The organism is Kytococcus sedentarius DSM 20547 (assembly GCF_000023925.1).
Lineage (GTDB): Bacteria > Actinomycetota > Actinomycetes > Actinomycetales > Dermatophilaceae > Kytococcus > Kytococcus sedentarius.
In genome coordinates this window covers 2,408,006-2,423,068 of record NC_013169.1, presented here as the reverse complement: position 1 = coordinate 2,423,068, position 15,063 = coordinate 2,408,006, and the positions used below count along the sequence as shown (strand labels likewise).

Annotated in this window: 13 protein-coding genes; 8 read left to right on the top strand and 5 right to left on the bottom strand. The window is 72.9% G+C overall.

All coding sequences use genetic code 11. From position 1 onward, the window contains the following. Positions 1–6: 6 nt before the first annotated feature. The 6 genes from KSED_RS11410 to KSED_RS11385 all read left to right on the top strand — a co-directional run bounded on the left by KSED_RS11410 (position 7) and on the right by KSED_RS11385 (position 5,883). Positions 7–2,214 (top strand): fumarate reductase/succinate dehydrogenase flavoprotein subunit, encoded by a 2,208-nt coding sequence (locus tag KSED_RS11410; protein ID WP_015780239.1) that lies wholly within the window; start codon positions 7–9, stop codon positions 2,212–2,214. Then, on the top strand, positions 2,211–2,942 hold the full coding sequence (locus KSED_RS11405; protein WP_015780238.1) for a succinate dehydrogenase/fumarate reductase iron-sulfur subunit: 732 nt from the start codon (positions 2,211–2,213) through the stop codon (positions 2,940–2,942). The genes KSED_RS11410 and KSED_RS11405 overlap by 4 nt, the downstream gene beginning before the upstream one ends. A 136-nt stretch (positions 2,943–3,078) precedes the next feature. Then, positions 3,079–3,444, top strand: coding sequence for a hypothetical protein (locus KSED_RS11400; protein WP_143827379.1), 366 nt, complete (start codon positions 3,079–3,081; stop codon positions 3,442–3,444). A gap of 16 nt (positions 3,445–3,460) precedes the next feature. After that, positions 3,461–4,615, top strand: coding sequence for an ICP22 family protein (locus KSED_RS11395; RefSeq protein WP_015780236.1), 1,155 nt, complete (start codon positions 3,461–3,463; stop codon positions 4,613–4,615). Between the two features lie 96 nt (positions 4,616–4,711). Then, complete coding sequence (locus KSED_RS11390; protein WP_015780235.1) at positions 4,712–4,984, top strand: DUF2277 domain-containing protein; 273 nt, start codon at positions 4,712–4,714, stop codon at positions 4,982–4,984. A 26-nt stretch (positions 4,985–5,010) separates the two neighbouring features. Next, positions 5,011–5,883: an SGNH/GDSL hydrolase family protein gene (locus tag KSED_RS11385; protein WP_015780234.1), complete on the top strand. Its 873-nt coding sequence runs from the start codon at positions 5,011–5,013 to the stop codon at positions 5,881–5,883. 30 nt (positions 5,884–5,913) lie between these two features. On the opposite strand, the gene KSED_RS11380 is transcribed toward KSED_RS11385, so the two are convergent. Beyond that, positions 5,914–7,206, bottom strand: coding sequence for a helix-turn-helix domain-containing protein (locus KSED_RS11380; protein ID WP_015780233.1), 1,293 nt, complete (start codon positions 7,204–7,206; stop codon positions 5,914–5,916). Positions 7,207–7,307: 101 nt separating this feature from the next. Between KSED_RS11380 and KSED_RS11375 the strand changes: the two genes are divergently transcribed. Both KSED_RS11375 and KSED_RS11370 read left to right on the top strand, forming a co-directional pair. Further along, positions 7,308–8,435 carry a ferredoxin reductase gene (locus KSED_RS11375; RefSeq protein ID WP_015780232.1) on the top strand — a complete coding sequence of 376 codons (1,128 nt, stop codon included), beginning with the start codon at positions 7,308–7,310 and terminating at the stop codon, positions 8,433–8,435. Continuing rightward, positions 8,432–9,790 carry a fatty acid desaturase family protein gene (locus tag KSED_RS11370; RefSeq protein ID WP_015780231.1) on the top strand — a complete coding sequence of 453 codons (1,359 nt, stop codon included), beginning with the start codon at positions 8,432–8,434 and terminating at the stop codon, positions 9,788–9,790. The genes KSED_RS11375 and KSED_RS11370 overlap by 4 nt, the downstream gene beginning before the upstream one ends. Positions 9,791–9,890: 100 nt before the next feature. Here KSED_RS11370 and KSED_RS11365 read toward each other — a convergent pair whose 3' ends face one another. The 4 genes from KSED_RS11365 to KSED_RS11350 all read right to left on the bottom strand — a co-directional run bounded on the left by KSED_RS11365 (position 9,891) and on the right by KSED_RS11350 (position 14,892). Next, positions 9,891–11,093 (bottom strand): thiolase family protein, encoded by a 1,203-nt coding sequence (locus KSED_RS11365; protein WP_015780230.1) that lies wholly within the window; start codon positions 11,091–11,093, stop codon positions 9,891–9,893. A 187-nt stretch (positions 11,094–11,280) separates the two neighbouring features. Beyond that, the gene (locus tag KSED_RS11360; protein WP_015780229.1) at positions 11,281–12,528 is read right to left on the bottom strand and encodes a flavin monoamine oxidase family protein; all 1,248 of its coding nucleotides are present in this window, start codon (positions 12,526–12,528) and stop codon (positions 11,281–11,283) included. Between the two features lie 55 nt (positions 12,529–12,583). Then, on the bottom strand, positions 12,584–13,978 hold the full coding sequence (locus KSED_RS11355) for an FAD-dependent oxidoreductase (protein ID WP_015780228.1): 1,395 nt from the start codon (positions 13,976–13,978) through the stop codon (positions 12,584–12,586). Next, the gene (locus KSED_RS11350; RefSeq protein WP_015780227.1) at positions 13,975–14,892 is read right to left on the bottom strand and encodes a D-hexose-6-phosphate mutarotase; all 918 of its coding nucleotides are present in this window, start codon (positions 14,890–14,892) and stop codon (positions 13,975–13,977) included. Before KSED_RS11350 ends, KSED_RS11355 begins: the two co-directional genes overlap by 4 nt. Between the last annotated feature and the right edge of the window lie 171 nt (positions 14,893–15,063).

Below are 15,063 nucleotides of genomic sequence, written 5' to 3'. Positions count from 1 at the left end.
AGAGACATGGCAACACTCTTTGGAGACAACGCCCCCTGGAAGCGCAAGCGCGACGACCGCGCTGTGGACGCCGACGGGGACCAGCAGCGCGGTACCGCCCAGAGCGAGGCGCAGACCAGCTCGCAGGGCGCCTCGGACGTGAGCGGTCCCGCCAACGCGTCCGTGGACGAGTCCGAGGTCGGCGCCGCGCGCCCGGCCGACGACCGTGCGGTGAACAAGTCCGGTGAGCACACGAACGACCCGTGGACCCTGGGCGACCCGATCGCGGACACGAAGGCGCCCAAGGGCCCCATCGAGACCCGGTGGCAGCGTCGCCAGTTCGAGGCCACGCTGGTGAACCCCGCCAACCGCCGCAAGATCGACGTCATCATCGTCGGCACGGGCCTGGCCGGTGCCGCCGCGGGCGCGACGCTCGGCGAGGCCGGGTACAACGTGAAGTCCTTCTGCTACCAGGACTCGCCGCGCCGTGCGCACTCGATCGCCGCGCAGGGTGGCATCAACGCCGCCAAGAACTACAAGAACGACAACGACTCGGTCTTCCGCCTGTTCTACGACACGGTCAAGGGCGGCGACTACCGCTCCCGCGAGTCGAACGTGTACCGCCTCGCCGAGGTGAGCGCGAACATCATCGACCAGTGCGTGGCCCAGGGTGTGCCCTTCGCCCGCGAGTACGGCGGCCTGCTGGACAACCGCTCCTTCGGTGGCGTGCAGGTGCAGCGCACCTTCTACGCCCGTGGCCAGACGGGCCAGCAGCTGCTGATCGGCGCCTACCAGGCCCTGGAGCGCCAGATCGGCGCCGGCACCGTGGAGATGTTCAACGCCCACGAGATGCTGGAGCTCGTCGTCATCGACGGCAAGGCGCGCGGCATCATCGCCCGCAACCTGCGCACCGGTGAGATCGAGACCCACATGGCCGATGCGGTCGTCCTCGCCACCGGCGGGTACGGCAACGTCTTCTTCCTCTCCACGAACGCGATGGGGTCGAACGTCACCGCCGCGTGGCGTGCGCACCGCAAGGGCGCCTACTTCGGCAACCCCTGCTACACGCAGATCCACCCCACCTGCATCCCGCAGTCCGGCGAGCACCAGTCCAAGCTCACGCTGATGAGCGAGTCGTTGCGCAACGACGGCCGCATCTGGGTGCCGAAGGACGCGGCGGACTGCGACAAGGACCCGCGCGACATCCCGGAGGAGGCGCGCGACTACTACCTGGAGCGCATCTACCCCTCGTTCGGAAACCTCGTGCCGCGTGACATCGCGAGCCGCCAGGCCAAGAACATGTGCGACGACGGCCGTGGCGTGGGGCCGGCCATCGCCGAGACCTCGCCCGATGGCGAGGAGCGCCAGGTGCGCCGCGGCGTCTACCTGGACTTTGCCAGCGCGATCGAGCGCATGGGCCAGGAGGCCGTGGCCGCGAAGTACGGCAACCTCTTCGACATGTACGAGCGCATCACCGGGGAGAACCCCTACGAGGTGCCGATGCGCATCTACCCGGCCGTCCACTACACGATGGGTGGCCTCTGGGTGGACTACGACCTGGAGTCCACCATCCCGGGTCTGTTCGTGGCCGGTGAGGCGAACTTCTCCGACCACGGCGGCAACCGCCTCGGCGCCTCGGCGCTCATGCAGGGTCTGGCCGACGGCTACTTCGTGCTGCCGAACGTCATCAACGACTATCTGGCCAAGCAGGGGCACAGCGAGATCGACGCGAACCACCCCGAGGCCGTCGCGGCACGCGAGGAGGTCGAGGCGCGGGTGGAGAAGATGCTCAGCATCAACGGCACCCGTACCGTGGACTCCATCCACCGCGAGCTCGGCAACATCATGTGGGAGTACTGCGGCATGGAGCGGACCGATGAGGGTCTGCGCATCGCGATCGAGAAGATCCGCGAGCTGCAGAACGAGTTCTGGACCAACGTGAAGGTGCCCGGTGCGGCGGCCACGTTGAACCAGTCCTTGGAGAAGGCCGGCCGCGTGGCCGACTTTCTGGAGCTCGGTGAGCTCATGTGCATCGATGCGTTGCAGCGTACGGAGTCGGCCGGTGGCCACTTCCGGGCGGAGTCCCAGACCGAGGACGGTGAGGCCCTGCGTGATGACGAGGACTTCGCCTACGTGGCGGCCTGGGAGTACACCGGGGCGGGCAACTCCCCGATCCTGCACAAGGAAGAGCTCGAGTACGAATTCGTCGAGATGAAGCAGCGGAGCTACAAGTGAGAATCACACTGAAGATCTGGCGCCAGGACGGCGCAGGCGACGCGGGCCGTCTGGTCACCTACGAGGTGGACGGCGTGACTGAGGACATGTCCTTCCTCGAGATGCTCGACGTGCTGAACGAGGAACTGACCGAGGCCGGTGAGGAGCCGGTCGCGTTCGAGTCCGACTGCCGCGAGGGCATCTGCGGTGCCTGCGGCTTCATGGTCAACGGCGTCGCCCACGGCCCGGAGCGCACCACGCTGTGCCAGCTGCACATGCGCTCCTTCTCCGATGGGGACACGCTCACCCTGGAGCCCTTCCGGGCCACGGCGTTCCCGATCGTCAAGGACCTGGTGGTCGACCGCAGCTCCTACGACCGCATCATCGAGTCCGGCGGGTACATCTCCGTCAACACCGGTGCGGCCGTGGACGCGAACTCCACCCCGGTGCCGAAGGTGGCGGCCGACCGTGCGTTCGACGCGGCGACCTGCATCGGCTGTGGCGCCTGTGCGGCGGCCTGCCCGAACGCGGCGGGCATGCTCTTCCTGGGTGCGAAGATCACGCACCTGGGCGAGCTCCCGCAGGGTCAGCCCGAGCGCGACTCGCGCGTGATCAACATGACCAACCAGCACGACGAGGAGGGCTTCGGCGGCTGCACCAACATCGGTGAGTGTGCGGCGGTCTGTCCCAAGGGCATCCCGCTGGACGTCATCAGCCAGCTGAACAAGGACCTGCGCAAGGCCCTCTGAGCCCCGCGTCTGTCTGGAACCGCCCACCGGCCCCGTGCCGGTGGGCGGTTCCGTCGTCCCCGGGGCGGCACGTTGTGGCCCACCGAGACGCCGTGCGATGCTGTGAGGCAGGTCACGCCAACGGGAGGAGTGGGTGATGCGCAGGTCAGGAGAAGCCTCAGGGGTGTCGGTGCGGGCGGTGATCGCCTTGGCGGCGGCGTCGTTCGCGATGGGTGGATGCGCCACATCAGGGTCGGGGGACGACGACAGCAGCAATCCACCGGCCGAGAGCTCGCCGGGCAGCAGCGCCGACCCCACCTCGGACGACAGCTCGAGCGAGCCCGCGTCGCCCGAGCCCACCGGGGGCGAGTCGCCGGGCAGCGGTTCGGGCGACGAGTCCTCCGGCGAGGCGCCCGGTGAGCCCTCGAGCAGCGGGGGACTGGGGTCGTTGACGGAGTCGCTCACCTCCCCGGGGGCGCCCTCGCCGGAGCCCTCGGCCACGCTGCACACGCCGTCCACGTGAGGCGGCGAGGGCAGTGATGCAGCAGGCACCAGGGCGCAGGCGCCCGGCCCGCATCGGGCTGGCCGTGCTCGGCCTCGCGGCGGTGGGCATCACGGGGTGCACCGGCTCGGGGGGAGACACCGCATCCGGGGAGGGGAGCAGCGGCGTGGGCACCCCGGGGGCGTCGGTGCCGAGTGGGGACGTGTCCGCATCGGCGGGGCCCGACTCCACCCCGGGAACCTCGGGTGGCGCCGATGCCGAGGCGGAGGACACCGGCAGCAGCGGCGCCGACGGTGCCGATGGGGGGAGCGGCACCGAGAGCGCGACGCCGGAGGACGCCGGGCCCTCGGGCGACCCGGGGGACCAGGAGAGCGCTCCGGCCAGCCCCTCGGGAGATCTCCCGTACGCCGTGGAGCAGCAGATGGGTGTCCGGGGTGAAGACCGCCGAGCCGTGCAGGAGCAGCTCGACGGCTTGCTCGGGAACCACGCCGACGAGATGACCTCGGTGCTGCCGTCCGTCGAGCCGCCCGGCACCGACGTGATCGGTCGGCGCGTGTGGCCCCTGGGGCCGACCTCGCAGGTCGTGTGCAGCGGGGACGGGTCGCTGACCTGGGCCTCGGGCCCACCCGACACCCTCGCCGACGACCACACCTTGTCGTGCACCTCCGAGGGGGGCGCGCCGGCCGTGGACGCACCGCGCCGCTCGGGCGAGGACCCGGAAGCCGTGCGGGGCCTGGACCCGCGCTGGCACCAGCAGCTCGCCCTCGCCCCCGATGCCGGGTCCCAAGCCTGGATCGGGGTGCACCTCCCGCTGGCCGAGGGGGCCCCGAGCCCGGACCTGGCCGCTGAGCGCGCCGCCGTCCTGGACGCGCTGGGCGAGACGCACACCACGGCGGCTGACCGCGGCGTGGTGGAGTTCGACGGCCGGGGCGACGAGGAGGTGCTGGCCGTCCTCCAGGCCCAGGCCGGGGACGACTACCGCCTGGTGGCCCACTGCCGTGGAGAGGGCGCGGTGGACCTCACCGCAGTGATCTCCACCTACCAACAGGTCTCCCAGCAGGTGCGCTGTGACGGCCAGATGGCCACCCGCTTCCGTGCCTACGGCAGCGATCCGGCGCGGGAGCTGCACCTGGAGCCGGCACCGGGGACCCGGGCCGTCCTCTCGTTCGAGGTCACCCACGTGGAGCAGTGAGGTCGGCCGGCTGGGGCCCGCGCTGCCTCCTGCCCCGCGGTCGGAGCGCTCGGCGATTTGGCGCCGGGGCCCCTGACCTGCGGCAGGATGGGTGGCATGTGCCGCAACATCCGGACCCTGCACAACTTCGAGCCGCCGGCCACCGACGAGGAGGTCCGGGCCGCTGCGCTGCAGTACGTGCGCAAGATCGCGGGTACCCGGGACCCCTCGCAGGCGAACCGGGAGGCCTTCGACCAGGCGGTGGAGGAGATCACGGCAGCCACCCAGCGCCTGCTGGACGGACTGACCACCTCGGCGCCGCCGAAGGACCGCGAGGAGGAGGCAGCCAAGGCCCGGGCGCGTGCCCAGAAACGTTACGGTGCAGTCTGACCCGGAGACCACCACGGAGGGAACGCATGACCACCGCAGCACCGCTCGAGGGCCGCATCTGGCAGCGCTACGTCGCGCTGGGTGACTCGTTCACCGAGGGCCTGGTGGACCCCACCGACGACGATCCGGATGCCCACCACGGCTGGGCGGACCGGCTGGCCGCCCGCCTCGCGCTGCGCAATGCCGCCCTCACCGACGCCGAGGGCAAGCCCGCGCCGGCACCCTTCGGGTACGCGAACCTCGCCCTGCGGGGGCGGCTCATCGAGCAGGTCACCGGCGAGCAGCTCGATGCCGGTCTGGCCCTGACGCCGGACCTCGTCAGTCTCTCCGCGGGCGGCAACAACTACCTCCGCCCGCGGGTGAACCGGGATGCGGTGGTCGACCAGATCGAGGACGCCGTCGCCCGCATCCGTGAGACGGGGGCGGACGTCCTGCTCATCACCGCGCCGGACATCAGCCGCACTCCCGTGCTGAAGCGTGTGTCCCCGCGCTTCGCCGAGTTCACCGCGAACGTGTGGGGCATCGCCCAGCGCTACGACTGCCACGTCGCCGACATCTGGACCCTGCGCGCCCTGCGTGACGCCCGCATGTGGGCGCCGGACCGCATCCACTTCAGCACCGAGGGGCACCGCCGCATCGCCCAGCAGGCCGCGTGGACCCTGGGTTTGGACGTCGAGGGCGCCGCCGAGCGGCAATGGAACCAGCCACTGCCCGAGGTGCCGCCGCTCACCCGGTGGGAGTCGCTCCAGGCCAACCGCGAGTGGGCCGCACTGCACCTGCGGCCCTGGGTGGAGCGCCGGCTCACCGGCCGCTCGTCCGGCGACGGCCTGATGCCGAAGCGCCCCACCGTCGACGAGCTCGACGTGCAGCGCTTGGCGGAGAACCGCGACCGCATCTGAGCGCGGCGCGGTGGTGGTGGTGGTGCGGCGTCAGCCCCTGGCGGCACTGCCGTCGGGGGACGGCCCGGTCGCCGGGCTGACCAGCGTGGCCAGCAGAATGGCCGCCGCCTGCCGGGGGTCGTCGAGCTCCTCCCCGAACAGCTCACGCACCTGGGTCATCCGGTAGCGCACGGTCTGCGGGTGCACCCCCAGCTGCTCGGCCACCAGGGAGCGCTGGCCACGCAGCAACATCCACAACCGCAGGGTCTCCACCAGGCGCTCGCGGGCGGAGGGGTCCACCTCATCGAGCGGGGCGAGGGCGCTCGTGGCCAGCGCGGCGGCGGCCACCGCATCGCCGTGCACCACCAGGTGCGGCAGCACGTCCACGAGCTCCTGGGGGCCGGGGGCGTCCGCCATCGGGTCGGGCGGGACGACCACCCAGCGGGAGGCAAGGCGCCAGGTGTCCGGGGCGTCGGCGCGGTCCACCACCGGCGTGACCAGGCAGCGGATGCCCGCGTCCCGGCTCCCGGTGCGGGCGCGGGTCCACTCGGCCTCGGAGGGGTCGGGCAGCACCAGGGTGCTCCAGCCCGAGCCCTCCGGCCCCAGGCCCACCTGGTCGATCACCAGCGTGCGCAGCGGCAGGCGGGAGGTGAGGGCCCCGGTGTCCTCGGCCCGGCAGAGCACCATGCCCACCTCACGCGGGGTGGTCAGCTCGGCGGCGCGCGCGTACTGGTCCACCTCGGCGGCGCGAGCGCCACGCAGGATCAACAGGCCCAGGTTGGTGCGGGCCTGGCTGCGCTGCTGGTCGGCCCGGGAGCGCTCCTCGGTGTGGCCGGCCACGGTGGCGGCCGAGAGGTCGTCGATGTACGCGAAGGTCAGCGCGGCGAAGGTCTGCAGGTCCCGGGCGACGAAGCCGTGGTCCAGCGCCACGTCGGAGAAGGTCACCCAGCACACGCGCGCGCCCACCCGGTAGGCCGCCAGCACCGCCTCCACCGAGCGCCCCGCACGCGCCTCGGAGCGGCCCAGCGAGCGCGCGCCCAGGGTGGTGGCCAAGGTGGGACCGGTGGAGGGGCCGGGGGCCTCGATGAGGTCCAGGAAACCGTGCAGCGCCATCGACACCGCCTCCTTGAGCACTGCCGAGCGGCCGTGGCGGAACTCCTCGGAGTACACGACCACGTCCTCCATGATGGCCCTCACGCTCTGCTGGGAGGCGTCCTCCACCGCGGCGCGCAGGTCGGCGACCACGGCCGGCGTCCAGAGCGGGTCCCCGGCGGGGTGCTCGGTGGCTGGCGCTGCGGCGGGATCGGTGGCCTGCTCCGTGGGGCCCTCGGGGGGTGTGCTCATGGAGACAGTCTGCGTCGGTTGTTCCCCGCGAACAAATCCGCGGGCAGAACTCCACGCCCTCTGGGGAGGAATGATGCGCCCGGAGCAGTGAGGATGGATGCATGACGATTTCCGAGCGCCGCGTGACGCCTCGACCCGGGTGGGTCGAGCGCCTCATCGAGGCCGCCGCCGTGGTCACCACCCCGGTGGTGCCGCACGACTACGTCGACATGGTGGCCCCCCTGCAGTCCCGTCAGGTCCTCCTGGCCAAGGTGGAGCGCGTCCGGCAGGAGACCGACCGCACCGTCTCGCTGTGGCTGCGGCCCGGTGTGCTCTGGCGCAGCCACCAGCCCGGGCAGTACATCCGCATCGGCGTGGACGTCGATGGGGTGCGCCACTGGCGCACCTACAGCCTCACCAGCAAGCCCGCGCCCTCCGGCACCCCCGGCGAGGCCGGCCTGCTGCAGATCACGGTCACAGAGGTGCCCGACGGCATGGTGAGCACCCAGCTCGTCCGCCACACCAAGGTCGGCGACCTGCTGCACCTCGATGCCGCGGACGGCGAGTTCACCATGAGCGACCCGCGCCCCGGGAAGATCCTCTTCCTGGGCGCCGGGTCCGGCATCACGCCGATCATGGGCCTGCTGCGCGGTCACCGCTGGCACGGCCCCGACGCCCCGGACGTGGTCGTGGTGCAGTCCGCGCGCACGCCCGAGGAGCGGTTGTTCGCCGACGAGCTGCCCGGCATCGCCGACCGGTTCGGCCTCACGCTCATCACCCGCCACACCTCCACCGAGGGCCGCTTCACGCTGGACTCCCTCGACGAGGAGGTGCCCGACTGGCGCGAGCGCACGGTCTGGGCCTGCGGCCCCGCATCGATGCTCGACGAGGCCGAGGAGTTCTGGGAGGCGGCCGGTCTGCGCGACCAGCTGCTCACCGAGCGCTTCCGCACCGTCGAGATCACCCCCGGCGAGGGTGGCCTGGCCACCTTCGACACCGGGAGCGCGGCCACCGAGGTGGAGACCGACGGCTCGACCACCCTGCTCGATGCGGGGGAGGAGGCGGGGCTGCTCCTGCCGAGCGGGTGCCGCATGGGCATCTGCCACTCCTGCGTCCTGAACCTCACCGAGGGAGCCGTGCGCGACCTGCGCGACGGCTCGCTCACCCTTGCAACTCCCGAGGACCCCACCCTCGTCCAGACCTGCGTCACCACGGCTGCAGGCGACTGCCACCTGGAGGTACCGGCATGACGACGACTCCCATCCGACGCACGCAGAACGCGACGACCCGCCCCGGACTGGGCGGCTCCCGGCTGAAGCCGCAGGCGTTCAGCGACGCGATGCGCGTGAACAAGCAGTTCGCCCGCACCCGCCGCGACACCCGCCGCGGGGTCAACCGCATCACGTCCACGGAGAACCCCGAGCGCCACTGGAAGCCGAAGCGATCCGGCGGCGACGACCCGGCCGCGCACCTGACGATCGAGCAGATCGAGGAGCTGGGGCGGGAGCTCGACGCGCTGCGCCAGGGCGTCATCGACTCGCGCGGGGCCCGTGATGCGGCGTACATCCGCCGCGTGATCGCCACCCAGCGTGCGCTGGACCTGGGCGGTCGCCTGGTGCTGATGGTGGGCAGCCGCACCAAGGCCGGCTTCGTGCTGGGCACCGGGGCGCTCACCGTGGCCAAGATCCTGGAGAACATGGAGATCGGCCACAACATCCTCCACGGCCAGTGGGACTGGATGCGGGACCCGAAGATCCACTCGTCCACCTGGGAGTGGGACCACGCGTCCCCCGCCGAGGCGTGGAAGCACTCGCACAACGACCTGCACCACACGTACACGAACGTGATCGGGCGGGACAACGACCTGGGCTTCGGCATCGCGCGGGTGGACCCGGACCAGCCGTGGAAGCCGTGGATGGTGTGGCAGCCGGTGCTGAACGCCATCAACGCGGTGACCTTCGAGTACTCCATCGCGCTGTACGACCTGGAGCTTGGCCGGTACCAGGGCAAGCCGCTCAAGGCGTGGAAGCCCGCCGTCCCCGGCCTGGTGGCCGTGGGCAAGAAGGTCGCCAAGCAGATGGGCAAGGACTACGTGGTGACGCCGGCGCTGAGCGGGCCGAACTGGAAGTCCACGCTGTTGGCCACCTGGACGGCCAACCTGGCCCGCAACCTGTGGAGCAACGGCGTGATCCTGTGCGGTCACTTCCCCGACGGGGTGCAGACCTTCAGCCGTGCCTCGACCGTGGGCGAGACCCGTGGTGAGTGGTACCTGCGGCAGATGTTGGGTTCGGCGAACATCTCCGGCTCGCCGCTGATGCACATCATGACCGGCAACCTGAGCCACCAGATCGAGCACCACTGCTTCCCGGACCTGCCGAGCAACCGGTACGCCGAGGTGGCGCCGCACATGCGGGACATCTTCGACCGGTACGGCTTCGACTACGTGACCGGTCCGCTGCCGGTGCAGTTGGCCAGCGCGTGGGGCAAGATCTTCCGCTACGCGCTGCCGAACGGGCAGTGGGAGACGGTGCGCCGCCAGCCGGTGCGCTCCGTGCTGGCCGGGGCCCGCTGGGCCGTGAAGCAGGCCCTGCCCGGCAACCGCTGAGGGCTGCGCCCAGAGACAGCGATGCGGAACGCCCGGCAGGTGGGCATTCAGCATCGCTGTGTCTCACGAGGGTCCGGGGGCTGGCGAGCGGTGGGTCTCCTCAGGCGGACTCGTTCTCCAGCACCACCGCCAGCGCCTGGCCCACGCCGATACAGAGCGACGCCACGCCCCAGCGCACGCCGTCGGCCTGCATCGCGGCGGCCAACGTCCCCAGCAGGCGCGTGCCCGAGGCGCCCAGCGGGTGCCCGATCGCGATCGCCCCGCCGCGCGTGTTCACGACCGCCGGGTCCACCTCCCACGAGTCCAGGCAGGCCAGCGACTGGGCGGCGAAGGCCTCGTTGAGCTCCACCATCCCCACCTGGTCCCACCCGATGCCGGCCCGGGCCAGCGCGCGGTTCACGGCCTCCACCGGCGCGACGCCGAAGCGCTGCGGCTCCAGGGCGTGTGCCGCCCGGCCCGCCACCCGCACCAGCGGCTCCCGGCCCAGCCAGTCGGCGGCGGCCGCGGACCCCATCAGCACCGCGGAGGCGCCGTCGGTCAGCGGCGAGGCGTTCCCGGCAGTGATGCGCCCGTCGGGACGGAAGCTCGGGGTCAGCCCCGCCAACTTCTCCGGGGTCGATCCGGGGCGGATCGTCTCGTCACGCGCCAGGTCCTCCGCATCGACCCCGGGCACGCCACAGGTCAGGTCGTCGTAGAAACCGGACTCCCACGCCTGCGCCGCCAACCGGTGCGAGTGCGCGGCGAACTCGTCCATCCGCTCCCGCTCGATGCCGTACTCCAGCGCCACCTGCTCGTTGGCCTCGCCGAGGCTCACGGTCCACTCGTCGGGCATCTGCGGGTTCACCAGCCGCCAGCCGAGGGTGGTCGAGTGCATCGTGGAATTGCCTGCTGCATAAGGCTTCTCGGGCTTGGTCATGACCCAGGGGGCGCGGCTCATGGACTCCACCCCGCCCACCAGCACCAGGTCGGCGTCCCCGGTCTCGATGCTGCGACTCGCCATGATCGTCGCATCCAGCGACGACCCGCACAGCCGGTTCACGGTGGTCCCCGGCACCGTCACGGGCAGCCCGGCCAGGAGCGTCGCCATGCGCGCCACGTTGCGGTTGTCCTCCCCGGCGCCGTTCGCGAGGCCGAAGACCACGTCGTCGATGCGGGCAGCGTCCAGCCCCGGCTGCCGCGCCACGATCTCGCGCACCACGGTGGCCGCGAGGTCGTCGGGGCGCACCCCGGCCAAGGCGCCGCCGAACTTGCCGAAGGGGGTGCGCACCGCGTCGTAGAGATAGGCCGGCTCGATCTGGGTCATGGGTGCTCCTGGCGCTCGGGTGTTCGTGTTCGGGGGCCGCCGGTGGCGGCAGGGTGTCGGGTCCATGGTGCTACACCCCTGTGCCCGGGCCGCCGCACCGCGCAGCCCTGCCGCCTCCGCCGCGCGGGTGCCCACCGCCGCCGCGCGGGTGCCCACCGCCGCCGCGCGGGTGCCCACCGCCGCCGCGCTACGCCCGCAGCGCCGCCTCCGCCGCGCGGGCGCCGGACTGCATCGCGCCCTGGATGGAGGCCCCTCCCCAGTGGTCACCACCCAGGAACAGCCCACCACCGAGGGCCGGGTCGCGTGGGGTGCCCGCCCCGGGGGCCGCATCGGGCAGGGCGTCGGGCACGTCGTGGCGCGTCACCACCTCCCAGCCGTCGACGGGCCGGCCCCACAGCACCGACAGGTGCTCGCGGACTCCCGCCTCGTCGACCGGCCCCTCGCCGCGGTGCAGCACGCTGGCCTCCATGAGGGGAGCCCCCGTCGCGCTGTAGCTGGGCGCGGCAGCGGTGACGACGGCCGTGTTGACGACGGGGCCGCGCCGCGCCGTTCCGTCGACGCGCAACACTGGGTCGGCGGTGGGCGGCTCGGGGGCGGTGAACCACCACGTGGTCACGCCCTTCATGCGGGCCACCGGCAGGACGGGGCCGTCCGGGCCGAGCAGTCCCTGCACCTGCTGCGGCGCCACGGTGACGACCACCTGGCGGGCGACGTGCGTGCCATCGGCGGTCTCCACGGCCAGCGCGCCGTCGCGTGCCACCACCCGGTGCGCCGCCTGTCCCAGGGCCACGGGTTGCCGCAGGCCACCGGCCAGCTGGGCGGGCAACGCCCCCATCCCCGCCGCGGGCAGGCCCGGGGTGCCAAGGAGGAACCACCGCAGCAGCTGCGCCACGGCAGGAGCACTCGTGGAGCCGTCCTCTTCCAACAGCACACCGGCCAGGAAGCGCTCGAGCGCGCGCCGGCCGAGGCCGCCGGCGCCCACCGCATCGAGGCGCTCGCCCCACGGCACCTCGCTCTGGCCGCCCGGGGACGCCAGCGCGGGCAGCACCCACCGGGCAAGGCCCGTGAGCTGACGCAGTGCGGTGGCGTCGGTGGGGACGATGCCGGAGCGGAGGGTCGCGGGGAGGTCACCCGGGGAGCGGACCGGGTCGGCCAGGCGCGCCACCCCCTCGGGGCTCACCAGGTCCACCCCGGGGGTGAAGGTCTGCAGGTCGAGCGCGTCGAGGTCGACCTCCCGGCGGACCCGCGGATAGGCAGGGTTCAGCACCTGGAACCCGCGGTCGCACAGGAAGCCGTCCACGCGGTCGGTGGCGACGCGTCCGCCCACCTCCGCGCCTGCCTCCAGCACCTGCACCCGCTGCCCGGCGGCCTCCAGGTGTCGTGCTGCGGTCAGTCCGGCCAGTCCCGCCCCGATGACGATCACGTCGACGTCCATGCCCCCAGCCTCCCACCTCACCACCCGGCCCGCAGTGGGCCGGGTGGCTCACACCTCACCGGGCGCGCAGGGCGTCGGCCGCGGCCCGGACACCGGACTCCATGGCACCGGTGATCCCGGGGTCCAGGTGGTCGCCGGCCAGGAACAGTCCGGGCGGAGCATCGGCACCGGGCAGCCCCGCGCTCGCCGCGGGACGCACCGGCACCCCGTGGGCCTGGTCCTGCCGGGCCACCACCTCCCAGCCGAAAGCCGGCGTCCCCCACAGCTCGGACAGGTGCACCCGCACGGCCGCCTCCTGCCCCTCCGGGTGGCCGTTGCGGTGCAGCACCAGCGCCGCGATGAGCGGCCGCCCGTCCGCCGAGTAGGCCGGGGACACGTTGGTCACCACGGCCGTCGCCGCCACCGGGCCGCGATGGGGCCGCGCGTCCAGCCGCAGGGCCGTCGACCCACTGGGCGCCTCGTCGGCGGTGAACCACCAGGTGGTCACGCCGTGCCACTGCTGGTGCGGCAGTGGGAGGTCCACCCCCGAGCCGTGGAGCAGGTCCGCACTGACCCCGGCTGGCGTGGCCAGCACCACCTGTGGAGCGCTCCACGTGCCGTGGTCGCCCACCACCACCCACGAACCGCCCCGGCGGCGCACCGCATCGACCCGGGAACCGGTGTGCACCGGCCGCTCCAGGTGGCCTACCAGGTGCACCGGGAGCGCGACCATGCCGTGTGCAGGCAGGGCCGGTGCCGCGTGCAGGAAGGCGCGCAACCTCTCCCGCGCCGTCCTCCCATCCGATGCGGCGCTGCCCCCGCTGCCCCCGATGGCTGCGCTGTTTCCACTGCGCCCACCGTTCCCGATGTCCGCACTGCCGCTGCCCCCACTGCGCCCACCGGGGTCCTCCAGCAGCATGGCCGTCAGAAGTCGCTCGGCCACCAGCGCGGGGCGCCCCTGCAGGCCCCCGGCCGCCAGCGCCTGCGGCCACGGCAGGTCGTCGCCCGCGGCCTCGGCGGCCCGGGCCCAGCGCAGCAGGGACCACACCTCGCGGGCGCTGTGCAGGTCGTGCGCGCGCAGGCCCGCCCGCAGCGTGGAGACCAGCCGTCCCGGTGCACGTCGTGGGTCGGCCACGGTCCGCACCTCGGACCCGTGCGCGTCGCTACCCAGCAGCAGGTCCAGCCCCGGCAGCAGCGGGTGCAGGTCCAGGTCCTCCAGGCCCACCAGCCCCGCCAGGCCCTCCGGTCGTGGGTAGACCAGGTGGAAACCGTGGTCCACCGTGAACCCGTCGACGAGCGAGGACCCCACCCGGCCCCCGACCGTCACGTCCTGCTCCAGCACCTCCACGTGCCGCCCGGCCGCGGTCAGCTGCGCGGCCGCCGCCAGGCCGGCCACCCCGGCGCCCACCACGATGACGTCCGCGTCCGCCGTGCGCAGCGGCACCCGCGTGAGGCCGGGCCGGACGGTCATGCGCGCTCGGCGCCCGGGGGGACGCTCCCCGCATCGGAGGCGGTGTAGGTGACTGACAACGTGTGGTTGCCGCCGGGCTCGAGGTGGATGGAATGGTCGACCCCGTCGGCGCGCTCGCCGATGCACGCGGACTCGACGCACAGGAAGGCATCCCACCCGTCGTCGGGGGTGTCGGCCATCGACCGCGCCCCCTCGGCGCCCGGGCTCCACACCACCGTGTCCGCACCTCCCTGGGACTCGATGCGGATGCTCCGCCCACCGTCCTCCAAAGTCACCGTGCCCCCGGGGCCGGCCGTGCGGTGGATGCGGTCGATCGCCCCCGTGGGCCGCAGGTCGCCGGACTGCTCGGTGACGCCGCCGGTCAGCTTGTCCACCACGGTGGCGCCGTCGAGTCCCTGCACGGTGCAGGCATCCACCCCGGCCACGGCGAAGTAGCTGTGCAGCGCGGCCTCCACGCGGCGTGGCGCGGTGCCGGCGGGCAGGGCGAGAGTCAGGTCCAGGTGCAGCTGGGTGGCGGCCGTCACCTCCAGGCGCAGGTCCACCCCATCGGCCGTGGTGGTCAGGGCCAGTCGCACGGTGCCGTCCTCGGCCACCTGCGCGTCCTCCAGCTCCCACCCGGTGGTCCGGGCGGGGCCGTGGCTGGGGGAGTGCTCCCCGTCGGGCCCGTCGGCGAACCACGGGGCGCACACCGGGATGCCGCCGCGCACCGCCTTCCCGGGGGCGCGCACCGCATCAGGACTGAGCCAGAGCAGCTCGGCACCCCCGGCGGGCACGAACGAGAGCACCTGGGCGCCCTGCAGGTCCAGGTGCAGGGCACAGACGGCGGTCTGCGCGAGCAGCTCACCCGCGCCCGACCCGCTGGGCCTCCACTCGAGGCCGGCGGGGAGTTCGGACGGGCGCTGCGTCGGTGCCATGCGCCCACCCTAGGACGACCCTCCGACAACCACGCCGGAGCGCCGCGAGGGGGCCTGCTGGGCGGCGTGGATCACGTTCCGGCGCGGGTCAGGTAAAGGTTTGCCCTAGATGTGCCGTTCGGTGCCCCTCGCGGGCCGGTGGACGTGCAGAGTGGGTCTCACGCCACAGGG